Raw genomic sequence first — 19,065 nt, 5'->3', positions numbered from 1 at the left:
TTTTTCTCCGTGGTGGATGCGGCGCCATCTTATTCCGGCGGCTCAGCCTCGGGGACGGCGTCGAGCAAGGTGCGGGTGTAAGGGTGCTTCGCTTCCCGGAACAGCTGCTCGGGTGGGCCCTGTTCGACGACAACGCCTTCGCGCAGCACGGCGACGTCTTCGCACAGGTGCTGGACGACCGCGAGGTCATGGCTGATCAGCATGTAGGTGATGCCGAATTCGGCCCGCAGGTCCTGCATCAGGTTGAGGACCTGCGCCTGCACCGAGACGTCGAGTGCGCTCACCGGCTCGTCCGCGACGATCAGCCGCGGCCGCGTGATCAGGGCGCGCGCGATCGCGATGCGCTGGCGCTGGCCGCCGGAGAACTCGTGCGGGTATTTGCCCAGGTCGTTGGCGCGCAGGCCGACGGCGGAGATCACCTGCGCCGCGCGCTCGTGCTGCTCGTCGCGCGAGGCCCCTTGCGCGGCCAGCGGCTCGGCGACGATCCGCCCGATGGTCTGGCGGGGATCGAGCGAGCCGTACGGGTCCTGGAACACCATCTGGAAATCGCGCCGCGCGGCTCGCAATTCCTCACGCGGCAGCGCATGGAGGTCGCGCCCGAGCAGCTTCACGCAGCCGGCCGTGGGCTGGTCCAGCGCCATCACGAGCCGCGCCAGCGTGGACTTGCCCGAGCCCGACTCGCCCACGATGCCGAGGCTGCGTCCCGCCTCGATCGTGAAGCTGACGCCATTCAGTGCGTGCACCTTGGCGGGCGGCGCGGTGAGCTTCTCGCGCGGTAGTGTGTACTCGCGCACGAGATGCTCGACCTGCAGCAGCGGCACGCTCATGCGGCGGCTTTCCTGGAAGCTGCGACGGCGTCCAGCCGGATGCAGCGGGCATGGTGCCGCGGCTCCACTTCAAATGGCGGCGGCACCGTGACATGGCACTCGGGGATCGTGAAGGCGCAGCGTCCCGCGAACGGGCAGCCGGGCGGCAGGTCCACGAGTTCGGGCACGGTGCCGGGAATCGTCGCGAGCCGATGCGCCTTGGCCGTGCGCAGGTTCGGCCGCGCGGCGAACAGGCCCAGCGTGTAGGGATGCATGCGGTTGGCGAACACCGAGCGCGTCGGCCCGTCTTCCACCACGCTGCCGCCGTACATCACCAGCATGCGCGCGGCGTTCTGCGCGATCACGCCGAGGTCGTGCGAGATCAGCATCAGCCCCATGCCGCGCTCGGCGACGAGATCGCGGATCAGCTCGAGGATCTGCTTCTGGACCGTGACGTCCAGCGCCGTGGTGGGCTCGTCGGCGATCAGCAGCTGCGGCTCGCAGGCGAGCGCCATCGCGATCGTCACGCGCTGGCGCTGCCCGCCCGAGAACTGGTGCGGGTACGAATCGATGCGGCGCGCGGCATCGGGGATGCCGACCCGGTCCAGCAGTTCGATCGCCTTCTTGCGCGCCTCGGAGGCCGGGAGGCCGCGATGCAGGCGCAGCGGCTCGGCGACCTGCCGGCCCACTGTGTGCACCGGGTTGAGCGCCGTCATCGGCTCCTGGAAGATCATGCCGATGCGGTCGCCCCGGATCGCGCCGAGCTCGCTGTCGCTCTTGGTCGTGAGCTCCTCGCCCTCGAAGCGGATGCTGCCCGTCACCTTGGCGTTCTCGGGCAACAGGCCCATGACGGCCATCACCGTCATCGACTTGCCGCAACCCGATTCGCCGACGATGCCCAGCGTCTCGCCGCGCTCGAGCGAAAAGCTCACGTCGCGCACCGCATAGGCGGGCCCGCGCTGCGTCTGCAGCATCACCGAGAGCTTGTCGACTTCGAGCAGCGCCATCCCTTATCTCTTGCGCGCCAGCCGCGGATCGAAGATGTCGTTCAGGCCGTCGCCCAGCAGGTTCAGGCCCAGCACCGCGAGCGCGATGGCCACGCCCGGGTACACCGCGAGCATCGGCGCCTGGAACATCAGCGTCTGCGCTTCCGACAGCATGCGCCCCCACGAGGGCTGCGGCGGCTGCGTGCCCAGGCCCAGGTACGACAGCGCGGCCTCCGCGAGGATCGCGATGGCGAAGCGGATGGTGGCCTGCACGATCAGCACCGAAGCGATGTTCGGCAGCACGTGCTCCGTGGTGATCGCGAACGGACCCTTGCCGCAGGCGCGCGCCGCCATCACGAACTCGCGCGACCACACGGCGTTCGCGGATGCGCGCGTGATGCGGGCGAAGGTCGGGATGTTGTAGATGCCGATGGCGACGATGGCGTTGACCATGCCCGGGCCGAACACGGCCGTGAGCATGATGGCCGACAGGATCGCGGGAAATGCGAAGCCGAAATCGGCGATGCGCATGATGACTTCTTCCCACCAGCCGCGCCGGGCGGACGCGAGCAGGCCGAACGCCGTGCCGATCACGAGCCCGATGCCGACGGCGATCACGCCGACGGCAATGGAGGCGCGCGAGCCGACGAGCAGCAGCGAGGCGACGTCGCGCCCGTACGCGTCGGTGCCGAACCAGTGTGAGCGGCCGGCCGGCAGGAATCTGGCCGCCATGTCGATCTCGTAGGGCGAGTGGGGCGTCCACACGAACGAGGCCGCGGCGGCGATGACCAGCAGCGTGCTCAGCAGCGCGCCGATCGCGAAACTGCGGCTGGCGAACGCGCGGCGCCAGAAACCGGGGCCGTGCGCGAGCGGGGGCGTGGCGACGGGTAACGCTGCGCTCATATGTCGCTGGCCTTGATCCGGGGATCGATCGCGGCGTACAGCACGTCCACGACGAAGTTCACGATCACCACCATCGCCGCGAGCAGCATCACGGAGTTGCGCACGACGATCAGGTCGCGGTTCGAGATCGACTGGAAGATCAGGCGCCCCAGGCCCGGCAGGTAGAAAACGCTCTCGACCACGATGGTGCCCGCCAGCAGCTCGGCGAACTGCAGGCCCATGACGGTGATCACGGGGATCATCGCGTTGCGCAGCACGTGACCCCATAGCGTGCGCAGGCGCGACGCACCCTTGGCCCGCGCGGTGCGCACGAAGTCCTCGCGCGAGACCTCGAGCACGGCGGAACGCGTGATGCGTGCGAGGATGGCCGACTGCACCACGGCGAGCGCGAGCGCCGGCAGCATGAGCGCCTTGACGCCGCCGAGGATGCCTTCGTCCCAGCCCGGAAAGCCGCCGGCGGCGAACCATTTCAGGTGCACCGAGAACAGCAGGATCAGGAGGATCGCGAACCAGAAGTTCGGGATGGCAATGCCGATCTGCGACAGGCCCATCACGCCGACGTCGCCCAATTTGCCATGCCGCGCGGCGGCGTAGATGCCGGCCGACAGGGCGATGGCCGACGTGAGCGCCATCGCCATCATGGCCAGCGGCACGGTGAGCGTGAGGCGCTCCCACACCAGCTCGGAGACCGGCGTGCTGTACGCATAGCTCAGGCCCAGGTCGCCGTGCAGCATGCCCGTGACCCAATGCCAGTAGCGCTCGATGGCGGGCTGGTCGAGGCCGAGCTTGGTGGCCAGCGCCTGCACGGCTTCGGCCGAGGCGTCGGGCCCCAGCAGCACCTGGGCGGCGTTGCCCGGGAGCACCTCCAGCACCAGGAACACCACGACCGAAGCGCCAACCAGCGTCGCAATCAGGGTGATCAGGCGCTTGACCAGGAAGACGCTCATGAAGCCGGGGATAATGCCAGAACTATGGCATTGATGATCACCGACGAGTGCATCAACTGCGACGTGTGCGAGCCGGAGTGCCCCAACCAGGCGATCTTCCTCGGGCCCGAGATCTACCAGATCGATCCGCACAAGTGCACCGAATGCGTCGGCCACTTCGACGAACCCCAGTGCGTCCAGGTGTGCCCGGTCGACTGCATCCCGATCAACCCGGAATTCACGGAAAGCCGCGAGACGCTCTGGCAGAAGTACCAGCGGCTGACGGCGAAATCCGAGGGCTAGGCGGCGCTCTTCTTTTTCTTCGCCGGCTTCTTCTTTTTCTCGACCGGCGCCTTGGCGGTGAACACTTCCGGCTGGTGCGGCTTGGGCGCGGGTTCTGCCTTGTCCTTGGGAATGTAGGCGGCCACGGGCTTCGCTTCTTCCTGCTGGCGAGCCTTCTCCATCGCGTCGGCGGCCCTGGCCTGGCGCTCGGTTTGCTTGCGCGAGGCGGCGGCTTCGGCCGGGGTCGGTGCGCGCTGGGCCTCCACCGTGGTCGCGCCCGGACAGGGTTGCTCGCTATACGTGCTGCCGCAGCGATAGATCGTCTGCGCGCCGGCCGCAGTGGCCGTGCACGCGAACCATGCGATGAGAAGCTGTCGCTTCATGGGGTTCCCTCCGGTTTCGGTGGCTTCGGTCGCGGCGGTTTGCTCGTGTGTATGAGCAGCGTTGCCTTCTCCATCTCGCCCGCGATGAGCGCGGGCACGGCCTTCAGCGTGCGGGCGATGCATTCCTCCATGGCCGTGCGCTGTTCCGGTGCGGGCTTCTTGAGCACCCAGTTCACGACTTCGGCCTTCACGCCGGGATGGCCGATGCCGATGCGCAGGCGCCAGTAGTCGCCGGTGCCCAGTTGGGCGTGGATGTCGCGCAGGCCGTTGTGGCCCGCGTGGCCGCCGCCCAACTTGAGCTTCGCCTGACCGGGGACGATGTCCAGCTCGTCGTGCACGACAAGGATTTCCTCCGGCTTGATCTTGTAGAAGCGCGCGAGCGCGGCCACCGATCGGCCCGAGAGGTTCATGAACGTCTGCGGCTCGAGCAGCCAGACGGTGTGGCCATGCACATTGGCCCGTGCGACCAGGCCGTGGTAGCCCCGGTCATTGACGAGCGGCACCTTCAGGTCCTGGGCCAGCGCATCGACCCACCAGAAGCCCGCGTTGTGCCGGGTGGCTTCGTATTCCGGGCCGGGATTGCCGAGGCCGACGAAGAGCTTGATCATGGGTGGCGATTATCCGGGGGGCTTTCCCAATGCAAACGGCCCACCGAAGTGGGCCGTGCACCGGTTTCCTGTGAGGGAATTACTTCTTCTTCTTGTCGGCAGCGGCCGGGGCGGCGGCCTTGCCTTCACCCTTGGCGGGAGCGGCGGCGGCCTTGCCTTCACCCGCGGCGGGCGCGGCGGCGGCAGCCGTATCGGCACCCGCGGCAGCTTCGGCCGGCTCTTCGCCGCCGGTCACCACCACCGACACCAGCACCGGGTTCGGCTTGCCACGCGTGACGGCGGTGACGCCCTTGGGCAGGGTGATGTCGTTCAGGTGCAGCGACATGCCCTTCTTCAGGCCCGACAGGTCCACCTCGATGAATTCCGGCAGGTCGGCCGGCAGGCAGGAGATGTCCAGTTCGGACATCACGTGGTTGACCACGCAGCTCTCGAACTTGACGGCCTGCGACTCCTCGGCCTTCACGTAGTGCACCGGCACCTTCATGTGCAGCTTGGTCTTGGCGTCCACGCGCTGGAAGTCGATGTGCACGACCTGCGGCTTGTACGGGTGGTACTGCACGTCACGCAGCAGCACCTTGCCTTCCTTGCCGTTCAGTTCCATGTCCAGGATGGTGGAATGGAAGGTTTCCTTCTTGAGGGCATACCACAGCGCGTTGTGATCGAGCTCGATCAGTTGCGGCTGGCCTTCGCCCCCGTAGACGATGCCGGGCGCACGGCCCGTGTTGCGCAGACGGCGGCTCGCACCCGTTCCCTGCTTGGTACGCTCGAAAGCGACGAATTTCATGGTTCACTCCAATTGGAAAGCCCACCGCGACCAGTGTGGCTTCCGTTTCACAATGCCTTCCGGGGAGGAAGGCGGCTAAAGCCTCAGAACAGGTTCTCCTGTTCCGAGAACAGACTCATCACCGATTCGCCCTTGGCGATACGCTGGATCGTTTCGGCGATCAGGGGCGCCACGGACAGCTGGCGAATCTTGCTGCAGCCGCGGGCGACATCCGACAGCGGGATGGTGTTGGTCACCACCACCTCGTCGAGGGCGGTGCCCTTGGCGAGGCGCTCGATCGCCGGGCCCGAGAAGACCGGGTGCGTGCAGTACGCGTACACGTGCTTGGCGCCGCGCTCCTTGAGCACCTCGGCCGCCTTCACCAGCGTGCCGGCGGTATCGATCATGTCGTCCATGATCACGCAGTTGCGGCCGTCGATCTCACCGATCACGTGCATGACCTCGCTCACGTTGGCGCGCGGACGGCGCTTGTCGATGATCGCGAGGTCGGTGTTCAGCTGCTTGGCCAGCGCGCGGGCGCGCACGACGCCGCCCACGTCGGGCGAGACCACGATCAGGTCCTCGTACTTCTTGCTGCGCACGTCCGACAGCAGCACGGGCGACGCGTAGATGTTGTCGACGGGGATGTCGAAGAAGCCCTGGATCTGGTCGGCGTGCAGGTCCATGGTCAGCACGCGCGAGACGCCCACCGTCTGCAGCAGGTTGGCCACCACCTTCGCGGAGATCGGCACGCGCGACGAACGCGGGCGGCGGTCCTGGCGGGCGTAGCCGAAATAAGGGATGACGGCGCTGATCCGCTCGGCCGAAGCGCGCTTGAGCGCGTCGACCATGATCAGCAGTTCCATCAGGTTCTCGTTGGTCGGCGCGCAGGTGGGCTGGACCACGAAGACGTCGCGGGCGCGCACGTTCGTGTTCACTTCCACCGTCACTTCGCCATCCGAGAAGCGCCCGACCGTCGCCGCGCCGAGCTGGATGCCCAGGTGGCCGGCGATCTCCTGCGCGAGGGCGGGATTGGCGTTCCCGGTGAACACCATGAAATCGGGATGCGGAAGAACCTGCATTGCGGGCGGCTCACTCATAATCTTTGGCAGGGGAGGAAGGACTCGAACCCTCGAATGCCGGAATCAAAATCCGGTGCCTTAACCAACTTGGCGACTCCCCTACACAGGAGGACGGCTGACGTTCAGCCACCCACCGATGAATCGTCGCGGGAAACCCATCCTGCCAGCGGATGGACTTCCAGATTGCTGCATTCCCTCACGAGCCAGCCCTTCGGTGCGTTTCCAAGACGCACCTCTTGCGACAGCAACGCGAACACCGCGCTGCCTGAACCGGTCATTCGGCCTTCCAGGCCTTGCGAGCCCAGCCATTGGAGGGCCTCGCCAACCGCAGGGCACAGGCCCTGCGCGACCGGCTGCAAGTCATTCGTACCGAATGCGAACGGGTTTGCAGCAAAGCCCGAGATTATAGCAGCGGGCGTCGAACGGTTCAGCGCCGCGTCGCGGAAGATCCGCGCGGTCTCCAGTCCCTGGGGCGGTTTGACCACCGCGAAGCGTGCGCGCGGCAGCTCGAGCGGCGCGAGTTTCTCCCCGATCCCTTCCACCCAGGCGTTCGTTCCGCCGAGGAAGAAGGGCACGTCGGCGCCGAGCTGGACACCGAGGGCGGCCAGCTGTCGTGCATCGAGTTGCAGGTTCCAGAGGCGGTTCAGCGCAAGCAGCGTCGTCGCCGCGTCCGATGAGCCGCCACCCATGCCGGCTTCGCTCGGGATGCGCTTGTCGATCGCGATATGCGCGCCCAGCTTCGTGCCGGATGCGGCCTGCAGCGCGCGTGCCGCCCGCAGCACCAGGTCGTCCGCAGGCAAGGGCGTGCCCAGATCCTCGCGGGTGAGCGTGCCGTCACTGTGCAGCTCGAAATGCAGCGTGTCGCACCAGTCGACCAGCATGAAGGCCGACTGGATCAGGTGCATGCCGTCCTCACGCCGGCCCAGCACGTGCAGGAACAGGTTCAGCTTTGCCGGGGCGGGGACGTCGTACAGCGCGTGCACCGGCTCAGCGCTCCAGGATGACCTTCAGGTCGGCCTCGGGTGGAGGATCGAACCGCTTCGCGCTGATCCGCCCCTGCGACAGCTGCGACAGGTCGGCCTTCCAGCCGGGAACGGCCGTGTCGATGCCACGCAGCCAGTCGAAGAGGGCGGCGACGGGCACCGGTGCGCCCCCGACTTGCGTCGTGAGCTCCTCGACCGAGCTGTATTCCTGCGTGCGCGATCCCCACCGCGCCACGGCCTTGCCCGGCTCCCAGTGCAGCACGCCCAGCGTGCCGCCCAACGGTGAAAAGAGCGAGAGTTCGCCCCGCCTGGCGCTGCCGCTGAGTTCGAAGGCCGCGGAGAACGATCCCTCGGGCTTGTCCGGGACCTGCACGGCCAGGCGGCCGACCCACGGACCGAGCACCGCATCGGCAGGCGCGGCGGGTCGCGGCGGCGTCGCGCAAGCGGCCAACAAGCTGGCGACGAGGAGCACCGCCAGCACGGCGGTCCACCAGCGCACCGGCTTCATAGCTTGACGTGCAGGCGCCTGAGGGTTGCCTGCAGCGCCTCGTTATCGCCGTTCAGCAGCAGCCCCTCTTTCCAGATCGACTGCGCGCGTCCCTGCTGGCCCATGCTCCACAACACTTCGCCCAGGTGGGCGGCAATGTCGGCGTCCGGCCGGGCCTTGTACGCACTCTCGAGGATGCGCAGGGCTTCCGCCTTGTTGCCCATGCGGAATTCGACCCAGCCCAGGCTGTCGCTGATGAACGGGTCGTCCGGCGCGAAGCTCAGCGCCTTCTGGATCAGCTCCTTCGCCTCCGGCAGGCGCATGTTGCGTTCGGCGAACGAATAGCCGAGCGCGTTGTACGCGTGGTGGTAATCCGGCTTGGCGGCGATCACCTTGCGCAGCAGCCGTTCCATCTCCGGCAGGTTGCCCATCTTCTCGGCGATCATGGCCTGGTCGTACACCAGGTCCGCATCGAACGGTTCCTTGGCATTGGCCTGCGAAAGCACGTCGAAGGCGGCCTTGTACTGTTTGCTGTCGCGAAGCAGCTGCACTTCGGCCAGCATCTTGATGCGAGCGTCGCCGGGCTCGCGCTCGGGCAGCGCGTGGATCAGCTTGCGGCCTTCCTCCACCTTGCCCTGGCGGGCGAGGATGGAGGCGCGACGCTGCTGCGCGGCGACGAGGTCCTGCGGATCCTGGATCTTGTCCAGCCAGGCGTTGGCCAGCGTGTAGTCCTTGCGCTTTTCCGCCAGGCGCGACAGCGACAAATAGGCCTGCGCTTCGCCGGTGCGACGCTCGTCGGTGGGGCCCTGCGCCCTGGCCAGTTCCAGGTAGCGCTTGAGCGATGCCTCGGCCGCCGCATCCTGGTTGTCCTGGAGCTGCAGCGTGCCCTGGACCAGCCAGGCCTCGGGGTAATCCGGTCGTTGCGACGTCACGGCCTTCACCTGGTCCGCCGCCTCGGCGTAGCGCTGGCTGTCGACCAGCACCCGCGCGTAGGCCATGCGCAGTTCGGGAAGCGGCTTGCCCGCGAGGTACTGCTTGAACAGCGCTTCGGCCTCCGGCTGTTTGGCGTCGACCATCTCGAGCGCCAGCAGGGCCGGGCCTTGGGCTTGCGGATCGACCGCCTGCGCGCGCTTCACCGCGTCCCCGGCGCCTGCGGGGTTGCCGGCCAGCAGGCGCAGGCGCCCCACGGCCGTCCAGGCCGCAGCGGCGGTGTCCTTGTTCTGCAGCGCGTCGGACAACGCTTGTTCAACGACGGCGGCGGCGGCCTTGCGATCGACCGCGCGCGCATACAGGCGCGGCACGCTCACGAGCACCGCGTTGCGCTCGCCCGCCGGCGTCAGCTGGATGGCGGCCCGCAGCGGTTCCGCCGATTCCGGCAGGCGATTGAGCAGCACGAGGATCTGCAGCACGAAGCGGTTGGCCTCCTGCGACTGCGGGAAGGCCTGCTTCCACGCGCGCGCGGCCTGCAGCGCCGCATCGCCCGAGCGGGCCTGCAGGGCGAGTTCGACGGCGCGCTGGTACAGCGCCGGGTCGCCCGTCTTGCGCGCGGCATCGAGCAGGAGCCCCACGCCGGTGGCGGATTCGCCCTCCGTGGCGCTCATCTCGCCGACGAGCAGTTCGTAGAACAGCTGCGCGTCGAGGGCGGATGGCGGGGGGACGGGATCGGGGGTGTCTTCGGCCGCGCAGGCGCCGGCGCCTGCGGCAAGCAGCGCGAACGCCAGCGCGGCCAGGGGGAAACGCTTCATCGACCCATGATAATGCAGCGCCGTCAACGCAGTGCCATGCCCGAACTGCCCGAAGTCGAAGTCACCCGCCGCAGCTTTGCCGACCGGATCGCCGGGGCGCGGATCGAGGCCGTGCGCAGCGGCAAGCCGCTGCGCTGGCCGCTCGGGATCGAGCCCGAGACGCTGGTCGGGCGCGTGGTGCGCGGCGTGCGCCGGCGCGGCAAGTGGCTGCTCGTGGACCTGGACCACGGGCTGCTGCTGCTGCACCTGGGCATGTCGGGCAGCCTCAGCTTCGCGACTACGCAGCCCGCGGCCGGCACGCACGACCACTTCGACCTCGTCACCACGCAAGGCACCCTTCGCCTGAACGATCCGCGCCGCTTCGGGGCGGTGGTCTATGCCCCGCGCGAGGAATCGCCCGAAGGCGCGAAGCTGCTGGGCGGCCTGGGCGTGGAGCCGCTCACGCACGAGTTCGACACCGCCAGCTTCCATGCGCAACTGAAGCGCCGCCAGGCGCCGATCAAGCAGGTGCTGCTCGCGGGCGACGTGGTGGTCGGCGTCGGGAACATCTACGCCTCCGAGGCGCTCTTTCTCGCGGGGATCCGTCCCACGCTGCCGGCCGCGCGCATCAGCCGGCCGCGGGCGGAAAAGCTGCGGCAGGCGATCCGCGACGTGCTGACGCGGGCCGTGGACAAGGGCGGCAGCACGCTGCGGGATTTTTCCAACGCGCGGGGCGAGACGGGCTATTTCCAGCTCGAAGCGATGGTGTACGACCGCGCCGGCGAACCCTGCCGGGTGTGTGGCACGCGCATCAAAAGCATCCGCCAGGGCCAGCGCGCAACGTATTACTGCCCGCATTGCCAGAAATCCTGAGCAGTCCACTGGGGCTGGGTGCTATATTGTTCAGCTAGGGACTTTGCAGTAGTGGCCACTTCCTTCAACGACCAGTTCGACCGCCACGGCGCGTGGCGGCGCGAGTTCGCCTTGCGCCTGAAGCTGCTGTCCGAATGGCTGAAGGATCACGAGCTCCTCGATTCCGCCGTCGAAGAGCGCCTCAAGCGGCTCGAAACGCAGATCCGCTCCGACAAGGTGATGGTCGCCTTCGTCGCCGAGTTCTCGCGCGGCAAGTCCGAGCTGATCAATTCGATCTTCTTCGCCGGCTACAAGCGGCGCATCATGCCGGCCAGCGCGGGCCGCACGACGATGTGTCCGACCGAGCTGGGCTACGACCCCGACGTGCCGCCCTGCCTGCGCCTGTTGCCGATCGAGACGCGCCTGCAGCCGCAGCCGCTGATGGAATGGCGCGCCGTGCCGGACAAGTGGACCCGCATCGACCTGGACGTGAACGACCCGGCGCAGCTCGCGCAGGCCTTCGAGAAGGTCTCCGAAGTGCGCCACGTGGGCAAGGACGAAGCGAAGGCGCTCGGCTTCTGGCACGACGACCGGCCCGAGGACAACCCGATGGTCGGCGCGGACGGCCAGGTGGAAATCCCGCGCTGGCGTCACGCGCTGATCAACATCGCGCACCCGCTGCTCAAGCAGGGGCTGGTGATCCTCGACACGCCGGGCCTCAACGCCATCGGCGCCGAGCCGGAACTGACGGTGAACCTGATCCCGCAGGCCCATGCGGTGGTGTTCATCCTCGCGGCCGACACGGGCGTGACGAAGTCGGACCTCGCGATCTGGCGCGAGCACCTGGTCGCGGAGACCGAGAACGTCGATTCGCGCCTGGTCGTCCTGAACAAGATCGACACGATGTGGGACCAGCTGTCCACGCCGGATCAGATCGAGGCGCAGATCGAGCGCCAGCGTGCGACCTCGGCGGAAGTGCTGGGCCTGCACCCCGGCCAGGTGATCCCGGTGTCGGCGCAGAAGGGCCTGCTCGCCAAAGTCACCCACGATGCCGAGCTGCTGCGGAAAAGCCAGCTGCCGGTGCTCGAGCACGCGCTCGGCCATGGCGTTCTGGGCCAGCGGCAGGACATCCTGCGCGCGGCCGTCGCCACGGGCGTCGGGGAACTGCGCGCCGAGGCCGGGCGTTCGATCCATATCCGCCGCCGCGACCTGGCCGAACAGTTGCTCGAGCTGAAGGGCCTGCGCGGCAAGAACCTGGCGGTCATCCGGCACATGCGCTCGCGCATCCAGCAGGAACAGCGCGATTTCGACGCGAGCGGCGCGCGCATCCACGCCGTGCGCTCGGTGCACACGAAGCTGCTGCGCGACGTGTTCGCGCTGCTCGGCACATCGACGATGAAGGCCGAGATGGCGGAGCTGACGAAGGCGCTGCGCCAGCCCGGAATCAAGCTGGGCGTGCGCAAGGCCTACGCCGCGACCTTCGAGCGGCTGCGCACGGGGCTGCAGAAGGCGCAAGCCATGAGCGCCGAGATCCAGTCCATGCTCACGGGCACCTTCCGCCAGCTCAATGCCGAATACGGCTTCTCGCTGCAGGCGCCGCGCGAGCCCGAACTCGCGCGCTACGAGCGCGACCTCGACCTGGTCGAACGCAGCCACATGCAGTACCTGGGCGTGACCAACGCTTTCCGCCTCGCCCAGCCCGAGTTCGCGGACCGGCTGGTGCGCGCGCTCGCGACGCGCTTGCGCGTGGTGTACGAATCGGCGCTCGGCGAAGTGGAGCTGTGGAACAAGTCCGCGGCCGCCCAGCTCGATGCGCAGCTGCGTGAGCGCCGCCGCAACTTCACGCGCCGGCTGGAGGCCATCGAGCGCATCCAGCAGGCCGCCAGCGGCCTGGACGAGCGCATCGGGGAAATCGGCCTGCAGGAAGCCGCGCTGAACGAGCTCGACGCCAAGCTCACCGAGCTCACCGACCACCTGGTGCAGACGCCGGAACCGGTCACGCAACCGGCGCCTCTCGAGCCCCTCCGCAAGACCGCATGACCGCACTCGTCGCGGGATTCGCCGGCCGCATCGTGCGCTGGCAGCAAAGCCATGGCCGCAGCCACCTGCCGTGGCAGGCGACGCGCGATCCGTACCGCGTGTGGCTGTCGGAGATCATGCTGCAGCAGACGCAGGTGGCGACGGTGCTGGACTACTACGGGCGCTTCCTCGAACGTTTTGCCGACGTGCGGGCGCTGGCGCGCGCGAGCGAGGACGAGGTGCTGTCGCTGTGGAGCGGCCTCGGCTACTACAGCCGCGCGCGCAACCTGCACCGCTGCGCGCAGGAGGTGGTGGCGCGCTTCGGCGGCGAGTTCCCGCGCACCGCGGCGCAACTCGAGACGCTGCCCGGCATCGGCCGCTCCACGGCGGCGGCGATCGCCGCCTTCTGCTTCGGCGAACGTGCGGCCATCCTCGACGGCAACGTCAAGCGCGTGCTCTCGCGCGTGCTGGCGTTCGACGGCGACCTGGCGAGCAGCGCGAACGAGCGTGAACTGTGGTCACACGCGCAGGCGCTGCTGCCCAGGCGCGATCTCGCCGCGACGATGCCCAGCTACACGCAAGGGCTGATGGATCTTGGCGCGACGGTGTGCCTGGCGAGGAATCCCTCGTGCCTTCTCTGCCCCGTGGCGGACCTGTGCAGGGCGCACCGCGAAGGCGACCCGGTGAAATATCCCGTGAAGACGCGCAAACTGAAGCGCACGGCGCAGTCGCTCTGGCTGTTGCGCGCGCAGGACCGCGACGGCGCCGTGTGGCTGCAGAAGCGCCCGTCATCGGGCGTGTGGGCCGGCCTGTACTGCCTGCCGGCGTTCGACAGCCGCGAAGCCCTGGAAGCGGCGGCGCCATCGAAGCTCGAGCTGCGCGAAGAGCCTGCGTTCGTGCACGTGCTCACGCACAAGGATTTGCACCTGCACCCCGTGGGACTGCGGTTGACGCGCAGGCAGCGATTGCCGATCGCGGGGGAGTGGATCGAGGCGGGCGCCTGGCCCGGGCTCGGCCTGCCCGCGCCGATTCGCAGGCTGCTGGAAGCCTAGATCGCGTCCAGCTCCCGGTGGCGCTTCAGCGTCACCCACTTCGGCCCGAACGCCGCGGCCAACCGCTCGACGAGATACACGGAACGGTGCTGCCCGCCGGTGCAGCCGATCGCCACGGTGACGTAGCTGCGGTGATCCCGCGCGAGCGGCTCGAGCCACTGCGCGATGAACTGCTCGATGTGCCGGTACATCTGACCGACCTCCTCGTGCTGTTCGAGGTACTGCACGACGGGAGCGTCGCGGCCGGTGAGGTCCTTGAGCTGCGGCTCGTAATGCGGGTTGGGCAGCATGCGCACGTCGAACACGAAATCCGCATCGACCGGGATGCCGCGCTTGAAGGCGAAGGATTCGAACACCAGCGTCAGGCGCGAGGCCGGCGCCGACAGCAGCGACTTCACGTGCGCCTGCAGCTGCGAATTGCGGATCATGCTGGTGTCGATCACGTGCGCCTGCTCGCGCAGGTCCGACAGCAGCTCGCGCTCGAGCTCGATCGCATCCACCAGCGCATGCTGCTGGTCGAAGTTGCGGGCGACGTCTTCCTGGCCCTGGCCCGACAGCGGGTGCCGCCGCCGCGTCTCGGAAAAGCGGCGCACCAGCGTGTCCGTCGTCGCATCCAGGAACAGCGAACGGATGCTCACGCCCTGCGCCGCGAGCTCGCGCAGCTGCTGCGGCACCAGCGGCAGCGACGTCGCGCTGCGTACGTCCATCGCAATCGCGACGCGGTCGGCGTTGTTCCGCTTCTCCAGCGCGACGAAGTCCCGCAGCAGCTCCGGCGGGAGGTTGTCGACGCAGTAATAGCCGGCATCCTCCAGCGCACGCAGTGCCACCGACTTGCCGGAGCCCGACATGCCGGTGATGAGCACGAGCTCGAGGCTCATCCTGCCCCCGAGAGCATTTCCTTCGCGTGCGCGAGCGTGGTGCCCGACAGGCGCTCGCCGCCCAGCATGCGCGCGATCTCGGCGACGCGATGCTCGCCCAGCACGCCGGTCACGCTGCTGGCCGGGCCTTTCGCATCGCTCTGCTTGGCCACGACGAGGTGGTGGTCCGCACAGGCGGCGACCTGCGGCAGGTGCGTCACGGCCAGGACCTGCCTGTCGCGCCCCAGCTGCTTCATCAGGCGACCCACTGTCTCCGCGACGGCGCCGCCGACACCGGCATCGACCTCGTCGAAGATCAGGGTCTGCGCCGTGCCCAGGCGGCTGGTGGTCACGGCGATCGCCAGCGCGATACGCGACAGCTCGCCGCCGGAAGCGACCTTGCCCACCGGTCGCGGCGTGCTGCCGGCATGGCCGGCGACGAGGAACGCCACCTCCTCCAGGCCGCTCTGCTGCGGCTCGGCGAGTGTCTGCAATTGGACTTCGAAACGGCCACCCTGCATGCCCAGGCCCTGCATCGCCGCGGTCACGGCCTTGGCCAATTGCGGCGCCGCCTTGGTGCGGGCTTTCGAGATGGAACGTGCGGCCGCGAGGTAGGCCGCCTGCGCCTGCTTGTCTGCCTGCTCCAGCGCCGCGAGGTCCGCGGCCGCATCGAGCCTGGCGAGTTCTTCCTTCCACGACGCGAGCAGCGACGGCAGCTCGGGCGGCGTGCGCCGATACCGCCGCGCCAGCGACATCCACAGCGACATGCGCTCGTCCAGCTGCGCGAGCCGTTGCGGATCAAGCTCGGTCTTGCGCAGGTAGGCGTGCAAGGTGTGCGCCGCGTCTTCGACCTGCGCGAGGCTGGAGGCGAGGACTTCCGCGATCTCGCGGAACTGCGGCTCGACATGCTCCTGCGCCGACAGCAGCGACTGCGCCTGCGCCAGCGCGCGCGACGCACTGCCTTCCTCGCCTTCCATCGCCTCGATCGCGCCTTGCGCCGCCTCGATCAGCGATTGCGCGTTCGCGAGCCGCGTGTGGCTGCCATTGAGCTCGTCCCACTCGTCGGTGCCGGGGGCCAGCTTGTCGAGTTCGCCGATCTGCCAGGCGAGCCGCTCGCGCTCGCGCGACAGCGTCTCCTGCGCGGCGCGGGCATCGGCCAAGGTCTTCTGCGCGGCGCGCCACTTCTGCCACGCATCGCGCACGGGCTGGACGTCGACAGCGGCGTAGCCGTCCAGCAGCTCGCGCACGGCATCGGCGCGCGTGAGGCTTTGCCAGGCGTGCTGGCCATGGATGTCGACCAGGCTGTCCGCCAGCTCGCGCAGCTGCGTCGCCGTCGCCGGGCTGCCGTTGATCCAGGCGCGGCTCTTGCCCTGGTTGTCGATGCTGCGCCTCAGCAGCAGTGCGTCTTCCCGCTCGAACCCGGCCTCTTGCAGCCACGGCACGAGCGCGGCCGGCAGGTCGAATTCCGCCGTGATCTCCGCGCGCGCCGCGCCTTCGCGCACGACGCTGCTGTCGGCTCGCGCGCCCAGCGCGAGCTGCAGCGCATCGACCAGGATGGACTTGCCCGCGCCGGTCTCGCCCGTCAGCACGGAAAAGCCGCCAGCGAGCTCCAGTTCGAGCTCGCGCACGATCACGAAATCGCGCAAAGCGATCCGCCTCAACATATCAGGAGTGCCCCTCGTTCCAATGAAGCTTCTTGCGCAAGGTATCGAAGTAGGTCCAGCCGCGCGGGTGAAGGAATCGCACGCGATGCTGTGACCTCTTCACCGTGATCCGGTCGCCGTGCAAGAGCGACGCCAGCGACTGCATGTCGAAATTGGCGCTGGCGTCGCGGCCGGACACCAGCTCGATCGTGACCTCCGACGCATCGGGCAGGACGATGGGCCGGTTGGACAGCGTGTGCGGCGCGATCGGCACCAGCACCCAGCCCGGGGTGGACGGATGCAGCAGCGGGCCGCCGGCGGACAGGGCATACGCCGTCGAGCCGGTGGGCGACGCGACGATCAGGCCGTCGGCGCGCTGGTTGGCGACGAAGTGGCCGTCGACCTCCACGCGAAGCTCCACCATCCCCGAGGTGGCGCCGCGGTTGACGACCACGTCGTTCATCGCCGTGGCCTCGAACACGCAGTCGGTGCCGCGCATCACGCGCGCCTGCATGATGCTGCGGTGGTCCTCCTCGAACTGGCCGGCCAGCATGGGGCCCAGGGCCTCGCGAAAGCCCCCGAGCGGGATGTCGGTGATGAAGCCCAGCCGCCCCTGGTTGATGCCGATCAGCGGCACGCCGTAGCGCGCCAGCTGCCGGCCCATGCCCAGCATCGTGCCGTCGCCCCCCACCACCAGCACCAGGTCGCAGTTGGTGCCGATGCCGGGGACGTCGAGTTCGGTGTAGCCGGCCAGGCCCGAGGCCAGCGCCGTCTCGCGCTCCAGGGCCACGGTGCAGCCTTGCGCCATGACGAATTGCGCGATCTCCTCCAGCGCCGCGCGCGGCGAACCGGCGGACCCCGCCACCGAGGCGTGGTACTTGCCGATCAGGGCGATCTGGCGGAAGACGCATTTCATTCGGAAATTAGAGCATTAAAAGGGGCGCGCTCGCTAGAATTGGCTCGACATGCTCGATGACCGTGCCAAGCTGTTGTTGAAAGCCCTGATCGAGCGCTACATCGCCGAGGGGCAGCCGGTGGGTTCGCGCACCCTGTCGCGCGCCTCCGGGCTGGAGCTTTCGCCCGCCACCATCCGCAACGTGATGGCGGACCTCGAGGAGCTCGGGCTCATCGCCAGCCCCCACACGTCGGCGGGCCGCATCCCGACGGCGCGCGGCTACCGCCTGTTCGTGGACACCATGCTCACGGCCCGCCGCGACGAACTGGCCCACGCGCCCCAGCTGCCGCCCGACCAGCCGCAGCGCGTCATCGCCCATGCGGCACAGCTGCTGTCGAACATGTCGCAGTTCGTCGGCGTGGTGATGGCGCCACGCCGCAGCTCCGTGTTCCGCCACATCGAATTCCTGCGCCTGTCGGACCGCCGCTACCTGGTGATCATCGTCTCGCCCGAGGGCGACGTGCAGAACCGCGTCGTGCACACCGCGCACGACTACACGCAGTCGCAATTGATCGAGGCCTCGAATTTCCTGACCGCCAACTACGCGGGCATGACCATCGAGCAGGTGCGCGAGAAGCTCAAGACCGAGGTCGAGCAGCTGCGCGGCGAGATCGCCGACCTGATGCAGGCGGCGGTTCAGGTCAGCACCGAGGCGATGCGCGAGCAGGACGAGGTGGTGATCTCCGGCGAACGCAACCTGCTCGCCGTTTCGGATTTCAGCCACGACATGAACCACCTGCGCCGCGCCTTCGACCTGTTCGAGCAGAAGACGCAGCTGATGCGGCTGCTGGACATCTCGGAGCAGGCCGCCGGCGTGCGCATCTTCATCGGCGGCGAAAGCCAGGTGGTGCCGATCGAGGAGCTCAGTGTCGTGAGCGCGCCTTACCAGGTGGACGGGCAGGTCGTGGGCACGCTGGGCGTGATCGGCCCCACCCGCATGCCCTACGACCGCATGATCCAGATCGTGGACATCACCTCCAAGCTGGTGAGCAACGCGCTCAGTCACAATAAGGGCCCCGAGGGCCGTTAGCTCAGTTGGTTAGAGCAGGGGACTCATAATCCCTTGGTCGCTGGTTCAAGTCCAGCACGGCCTACCAGTCACCCGCCGTCAGCCGTCACGCGACGGCAGCATCGCCCGCAACACGCCATCGCGCAGCAAGAAGTGGTGGTACAGGGCGGCGGCGGCATGCAGGCCCGCCACCCACAGGATCGCGTCACCCAGCCAGCCGTGCAGCCCGGCGACCTGCTGGCCCAGCGCATGCGATTCCGCCAGCCATGGACCGATGTTTCCGCCCAGCCACGTCAGGGCGTGGCCCTCGAGCCATGCGCCGGCAATGGCCGTGAGCGGCACCAGGAACAACAGCACATAGAGCAGCGCCCGGACGGCCTTCGCCGCCGCGCCCATCCAGCGAGGCATCTCGGGCGGATCGGGCTGCGGGTCGAACGCGCGCCAGCACACGCGCACGAACGACAGCAGGAACACGCTCAGGCCGAGCGTCTCGTGCAGCCGCCGCCCGAATTCGCGCGCATCCGAATAGACGCGCGATTCCGGACCGCCTGGACCGTAGATGAACGCGGCCAGCACGAGGATGGCCGTGAGCCAATGCAAGGACTGGGCGACGGGGCTGTACCTGTTCTTCGTGCTGATCCGTCCGGTCATGGCTTGCAGTCTAGGTCAACACCGCTTCCGCGGTGTTGACGCCGGGCAAACTGTGTATCGCGCGGTCGATGCGGTTGTGCCACGCAGGCTGCGG

General features: G+C 68.4%; 20 protein-coding genes and 2 tRNA genes. 6 read left to right on the top strand and 16 right to left on the bottom strand.

Annotation, left to right across the window (positions count from 1 at the left end; genetic code table 11):
* Nucleotides 1-29: 29 nt before the first annotated feature.
* From AC3EF3_RS16385 to AC3EF3_RS16370, 4 genes are read right to left on the bottom strand one after another with little or no spacing between them, the layout of a single operon-like run.
* Complete coding sequence (locus tag AC3EF3_RS16385) at nucleotides 30-827, bottom strand: ATP-binding cassette domain-containing protein (RefSeq protein WP_488533209.1); 798 nt, start codon at nucleotides 825-827, stop codon at nucleotides 30-32.
* Entirely contained in the window at nucleotides 824-1,813 is a 990-nt protein-coding gene (locus AC3EF3_RS16380) for an ABC transporter ATP-binding protein (RefSeq protein ID WP_488533208.1), read from the bottom strand. Before AC3EF3_RS16380 ends, AC3EF3_RS16385 begins: the two co-directional genes overlap by 4 nt.
* Before the next feature lie 3 nt (nucleotides 1,814-1,816).
* Nucleotides 1,817-2,695 (bottom strand): ABC transporter permease, encoded by an 879-nt coding sequence (locus AC3EF3_RS16375; protein WP_488533207.1) that lies wholly within the window; start codon nucleotides 2,693-2,695, stop codon nucleotides 1,817-1,819.
* Nucleotides 2,692-3,642, bottom strand: coding sequence for an ABC transporter permease (locus AC3EF3_RS16370; RefSeq protein WP_488533206.1), 951 nt, complete (start codon nucleotides 3,640-3,642; stop codon nucleotides 2,692-2,694). The genes AC3EF3_RS16375 and AC3EF3_RS16370 overlap by 4 nt, the downstream gene beginning before the upstream one ends.
* Nucleotides 3,643-3,666: 24 nt before the next feature.
* Between AC3EF3_RS16370 and AC3EF3_RS16365 the strand changes: the two genes are divergently transcribed.
* A complete protein-coding gene (locus tag AC3EF3_RS16365) occupies nucleotides 3,667-3,924 on the top strand; it encodes a YfhL family 4Fe-4S dicluster ferredoxin (RefSeq protein ID WP_488533205.1) in 258 nt (85 codons plus the stop codon).
* Here AC3EF3_RS16365 and AC3EF3_RS16360 read toward each other — a convergent pair.
* The 8 genes from AC3EF3_RS16360 to AC3EF3_RS16325 form a co-directional block, all read right to left on the bottom strand.
* Entirely contained in the window at nucleotides 3,921-4,286 is a 366-nt protein-coding gene (locus tag AC3EF3_RS16360) for a hypothetical protein (RefSeq protein ID WP_488533204.1), read from the bottom strand. The two genes, AC3EF3_RS16365 and AC3EF3_RS16360, sit on opposite strands and share 4 nt — an antisense overlap.
* A complete protein-coding gene (gene pth / locus AC3EF3_RS16355; protein WP_488533203.1) occupies nucleotides 4,283-4,894 on the bottom strand; it encodes an aminoacyl-tRNA hydrolase in 612 nt (203 codons plus the stop codon). The genes AC3EF3_RS16360 and pth overlap by 4 nt, the downstream gene beginning before the upstream one ends.
* A 79-nt stretch (nucleotides 4,895-4,973) precedes the next feature.
* Nucleotides 4,974-5,678, bottom strand: coding sequence for a 50S ribosomal protein L25/general stress protein Ctc (locus tag AC3EF3_RS16350; RefSeq protein WP_488533202.1), 705 nt, complete (start codon nucleotides 5,676-5,678; stop codon nucleotides 4,974-4,976).
* A gap of 83 nt (nucleotides 5,679-5,761) precedes the next feature.
* Nucleotides 5,762-6,739, bottom strand: a complete 978-nt coding sequence (locus AC3EF3_RS16345; RefSeq protein ID WP_488533201.1) for a ribose-phosphate pyrophosphokinase — start codon at nucleotides 6,737-6,739, stop codon at nucleotides 5,762-5,764.
* A gap of 24 nt (nucleotides 6,740-6,763) precedes the next feature.
* Nucleotides 6,764-6,840 (bottom strand) — tRNA-Gln (locus AC3EF3_RS16340).
* Between the two features lie 21 nt (nucleotides 6,841-6,861).
* Nucleotides 6,862-7,722, bottom strand: a complete 861-nt coding sequence (gene ispE / locus AC3EF3_RS16335) for a 4-(cytidine 5'-diphospho)-2-C-methyl-D-erythritol kinase (RefSeq protein ID WP_488533200.1) — start codon at nucleotides 7,720-7,722, stop codon at nucleotides 6,862-6,864.
* A gap of 4 nt (nucleotides 7,723-7,726) precedes the next feature.
* Nucleotides 7,727-8,230 carry a lipoprotein insertase outer membrane protein LolB gene (locus AC3EF3_RS16330; RefSeq protein WP_488533199.1) on the bottom strand — a complete coding sequence of 168 codons (504 nt, stop codon included), beginning with the start codon at nucleotides 8,228-8,230 and terminating at the stop codon, nucleotides 7,727-7,729.
* Nucleotides 8,227-9,954, bottom strand: a complete 1,728-nt coding sequence (locus AC3EF3_RS16325) for a tetratricopeptide repeat protein (protein ID WP_488533198.1) — start codon at nucleotides 9,952-9,954, stop codon at nucleotides 8,227-8,229. The genes AC3EF3_RS16330 and AC3EF3_RS16325 overlap by 4 nt, the downstream gene beginning before the upstream one ends.
* 36 nt (nucleotides 9,955-9,990) lie before the next feature.
* Here AC3EF3_RS16325 and mutM point away from each other — a divergent pair, with 36 nt between their 5' ends.
* Genes mutM through mutY form a run of 3 tightly spaced genes read left to right on the top strand, consistent with a single transcriptional unit; the run spans nucleotide 9,991 to nucleotide 13,856 of the window.
* Nucleotides 9,991-10,806: a bifunctional DNA-formamidopyrimidine glycosylase/DNA-(apurinic or apyrimidinic site) lyase gene (gene mutM / locus AC3EF3_RS16320; protein ID WP_488533197.1), complete on the top strand. Its 816-nt coding sequence runs from the start codon at nucleotides 9,991-9,993 to the stop codon at nucleotides 10,804-10,806.
* A gap of 51 nt (nucleotides 10,807-10,857) precedes the next feature.
* Entirely contained in the window at nucleotides 10,858-12,825 is a 1,968-nt protein-coding gene (locus AC3EF3_RS16315) for a dynamin family protein (protein ID WP_488533196.1), read from the top strand.
* Complete coding sequence (gene mutY / locus AC3EF3_RS16310) at nucleotides 12,822-13,856, top strand: A/G-specific adenine glycosylase (RefSeq protein ID WP_488533195.1); 1,035 nt, start codon at nucleotides 12,822-12,824, stop codon at nucleotides 13,854-13,856. The genes AC3EF3_RS16315 and mutY overlap by 4 nt, the downstream gene beginning before the upstream one ends.
* Here mutY and rapZ read toward each other — a convergent pair.
* The 3 genes from rapZ to AC3EF3_RS16295 are packed head-to-tail and all read right to left on the bottom strand — an operon-like array spanning nucleotide 13,853 to nucleotide 17,272.
* The gene (gene rapZ / locus AC3EF3_RS16305; RefSeq protein ID WP_488533194.1) at nucleotides 13,853-14,734 is read right to left on the bottom strand and encodes an RNase adapter RapZ; all 882 of its coding nucleotides are present in this window, start codon (nucleotides 14,732-14,734) and stop codon (nucleotides 13,853-13,855) included. The genes mutY and rapZ overlap by 4 nt on opposite strands.
* The gene (gene recN / locus AC3EF3_RS16300) at nucleotides 14,731-16,377 is read right to left on the bottom strand and encodes a DNA repair protein RecN (protein WP_488533193.1); all 1,647 of its coding nucleotides are present in this window, start codon (nucleotides 16,375-16,377) and stop codon (nucleotides 14,731-14,733) included. The genes rapZ and recN overlap by 4 nt, the downstream gene beginning before the upstream one ends.
* Before the next feature lies 1 nt (nucleotide 16,378).
* Nucleotides 16,379-17,272 carry an NAD kinase gene (locus tag AC3EF3_RS16295; protein WP_488533192.1) on the bottom strand — a complete coding sequence of 298 codons (894 nt, stop codon included), beginning with the start codon at nucleotides 17,270-17,272 and terminating at the stop codon, nucleotides 16,379-16,381.
* 49 nt (nucleotides 17,273-17,321) lie between these two features.
* Here AC3EF3_RS16295 and hrcA point away from each other — a divergent pair, with 49 nt between their 5' ends.
* Nucleotides 17,322-18,341 (top strand): heat-inducible transcriptional repressor HrcA, encoded by a 1,020-nt coding sequence (hrcA, locus tag AC3EF3_RS16290; RefSeq protein WP_488533191.1) that lies wholly within the window; start codon nucleotides 17,322-17,324, stop codon nucleotides 18,339-18,341.
* Nucleotides 18,332-18,408, top strand: a tRNA-Ile gene (locus AC3EF3_RS16285). Before hrcA ends, AC3EF3_RS16285 begins: the two co-directional genes overlap by 10 nt.
* Nucleotides 18,409-18,419: 11 nt before the next feature.
* Here AC3EF3_RS16285 and AC3EF3_RS16280 read toward each other — a convergent pair.
* Complete coding sequence (locus tag AC3EF3_RS16280) at nucleotides 18,420-18,971, bottom strand: cytochrome b (protein ID WP_488533190.1); 552 nt, start codon at nucleotides 18,969-18,971, stop codon at nucleotides 18,420-18,422.
* Nucleotides 18,972-19,065 lie beyond the last annotated feature (94 nt).

This window comes from Ramlibacter sp. GS1-15, from assembly GCF_057785015.1.
Note: the sequence above shows the minus strand (reverse complement) of the source record. Positions and strands in the feature narration are given on the sequence as shown.

What these genes read in the sequence shown, in the direction of transcription:
- AC3EF3_RS16385 (WP_488533209.1), bottom strand. Translation starts at nt 827, where the DNA reads ATGAGCGTGCCGCTGCTGCAGGTCGAGCATCTCGTGCGCGAGTACACA.
- AC3EF3_RS16380 (WP_488533208.1), bottom strand. Translation starts at nt 1,813, where the DNA reads ATGGCGCTGCTCGAAGTCGACAAGCTCTCGGTGATGCTGCAGACGCAG.
- AC3EF3_RS16375 (WP_488533207.1), bottom strand. Translation starts at nt 2,695, where the DNA reads ATGAGCGCAGCGTTACCCGTCGCCACGCCCCCGCTCGCGCACGGCCCC.
- AC3EF3_RS16370 (WP_488533206.1), bottom strand. Translation starts at nt 3,642, where the DNA reads ATGAGCGTCTTCCTGGTCAAGCGCCTGATCACCCTGATTGCGACGCTG.
- AC3EF3_RS16365 (WP_488533205.1), top strand. Translation starts at nt 3,667, where the DNA reads ATGGCATTGATGATCACCGACGAGTGCATCAACTGCGACGTGTGCGAG.
- AC3EF3_RS16360 (WP_488533204.1), bottom strand. Translation starts at nt 4,286, where the DNA reads ATGAAGCGACAGCTTCTCATCGCATGGTTCGCGTGCACGGCCACTGCG.
- pth (WP_488533203.1), bottom strand. Translation starts at nt 4,894, where the DNA reads ATGATCAAGCTCTTCGTCGGCCTCGGCAATCCCGGCCCGGAATACGAA.
- AC3EF3_RS16350 (WP_488533202.1), bottom strand. Translation starts at nt 5,678, where the DNA reads ATGAAATTCGTCGCTTTCGAGCGTACCAAGCAGGGAACGGGTGCGAGC.
- AC3EF3_RS16345 (WP_488533201.1), bottom strand. Translation starts at nt 6,739, where the DNA reads ATGCAGGTTCTTCCGCATCCCGATTTCATGGTGTTCACCGGGAACGCC.
- AC3EF3_RS16330 (WP_488533199.1), bottom strand. Translation starts at nt 8,230, where the DNA reads ATGAAGCCGGTGCGCTGGTGGACCGCCGTGCTGGCGGTGCTCCTCGTC.
- AC3EF3_RS16325 (WP_488533198.1), bottom strand. Translation starts at nt 9,954, where the DNA reads ATGAAGCGTTTCCCCCTGGCCGCGCTGGCGTTCGCGCTGCTTGCCGCA.
- mutM (WP_488533197.1), top strand. Translation starts at nt 9,991, where the DNA reads ATGCCCGAACTGCCCGAAGTCGAAGTCACCCGCCGCAGCTTTGCCGAC.
- mutY (WP_488533195.1), top strand. Translation starts at nt 12,822, where the DNA reads ATGACCGCACTCGTCGCGGGATTCGCCGGCCGCATCGTGCGCTGGCAG.
- rapZ (WP_488533194.1), bottom strand. Translation starts at nt 14,734, where the DNA reads ATGAGCCTCGAGCTCGTGCTCATCACCGGCATGTCGGGCTCCGGCAAG.
- recN (WP_488533193.1), bottom strand. Translation starts at nt 16,377, where the DNA reads ATGTTGAGGCGGATCGCTTTGCGCGATTTCGTGATCGTGCGCGAGCTC.
- AC3EF3_RS16295 (WP_488533192.1), bottom strand. Translation starts at nt 17,272, where the DNA reads ATGAAATGCGTCTTCCGCCAGATCGCCCTGATCGGCAAGTACCACGCC.
- hrcA (WP_488533191.1), top strand. Translation starts at nt 17,322, where the DNA reads ATGCTCGATGACCGTGCCAAGCTGTTGTTGAAAGCCCTGATCGAGCGC.
- AC3EF3_RS16280 (WP_488533190.1), bottom strand. Translation starts at nt 18,971, where the DNA reads ATGACCGGACGGATCAGCACGAAGAACAGGTACAGCCCCGTCGCCCAG.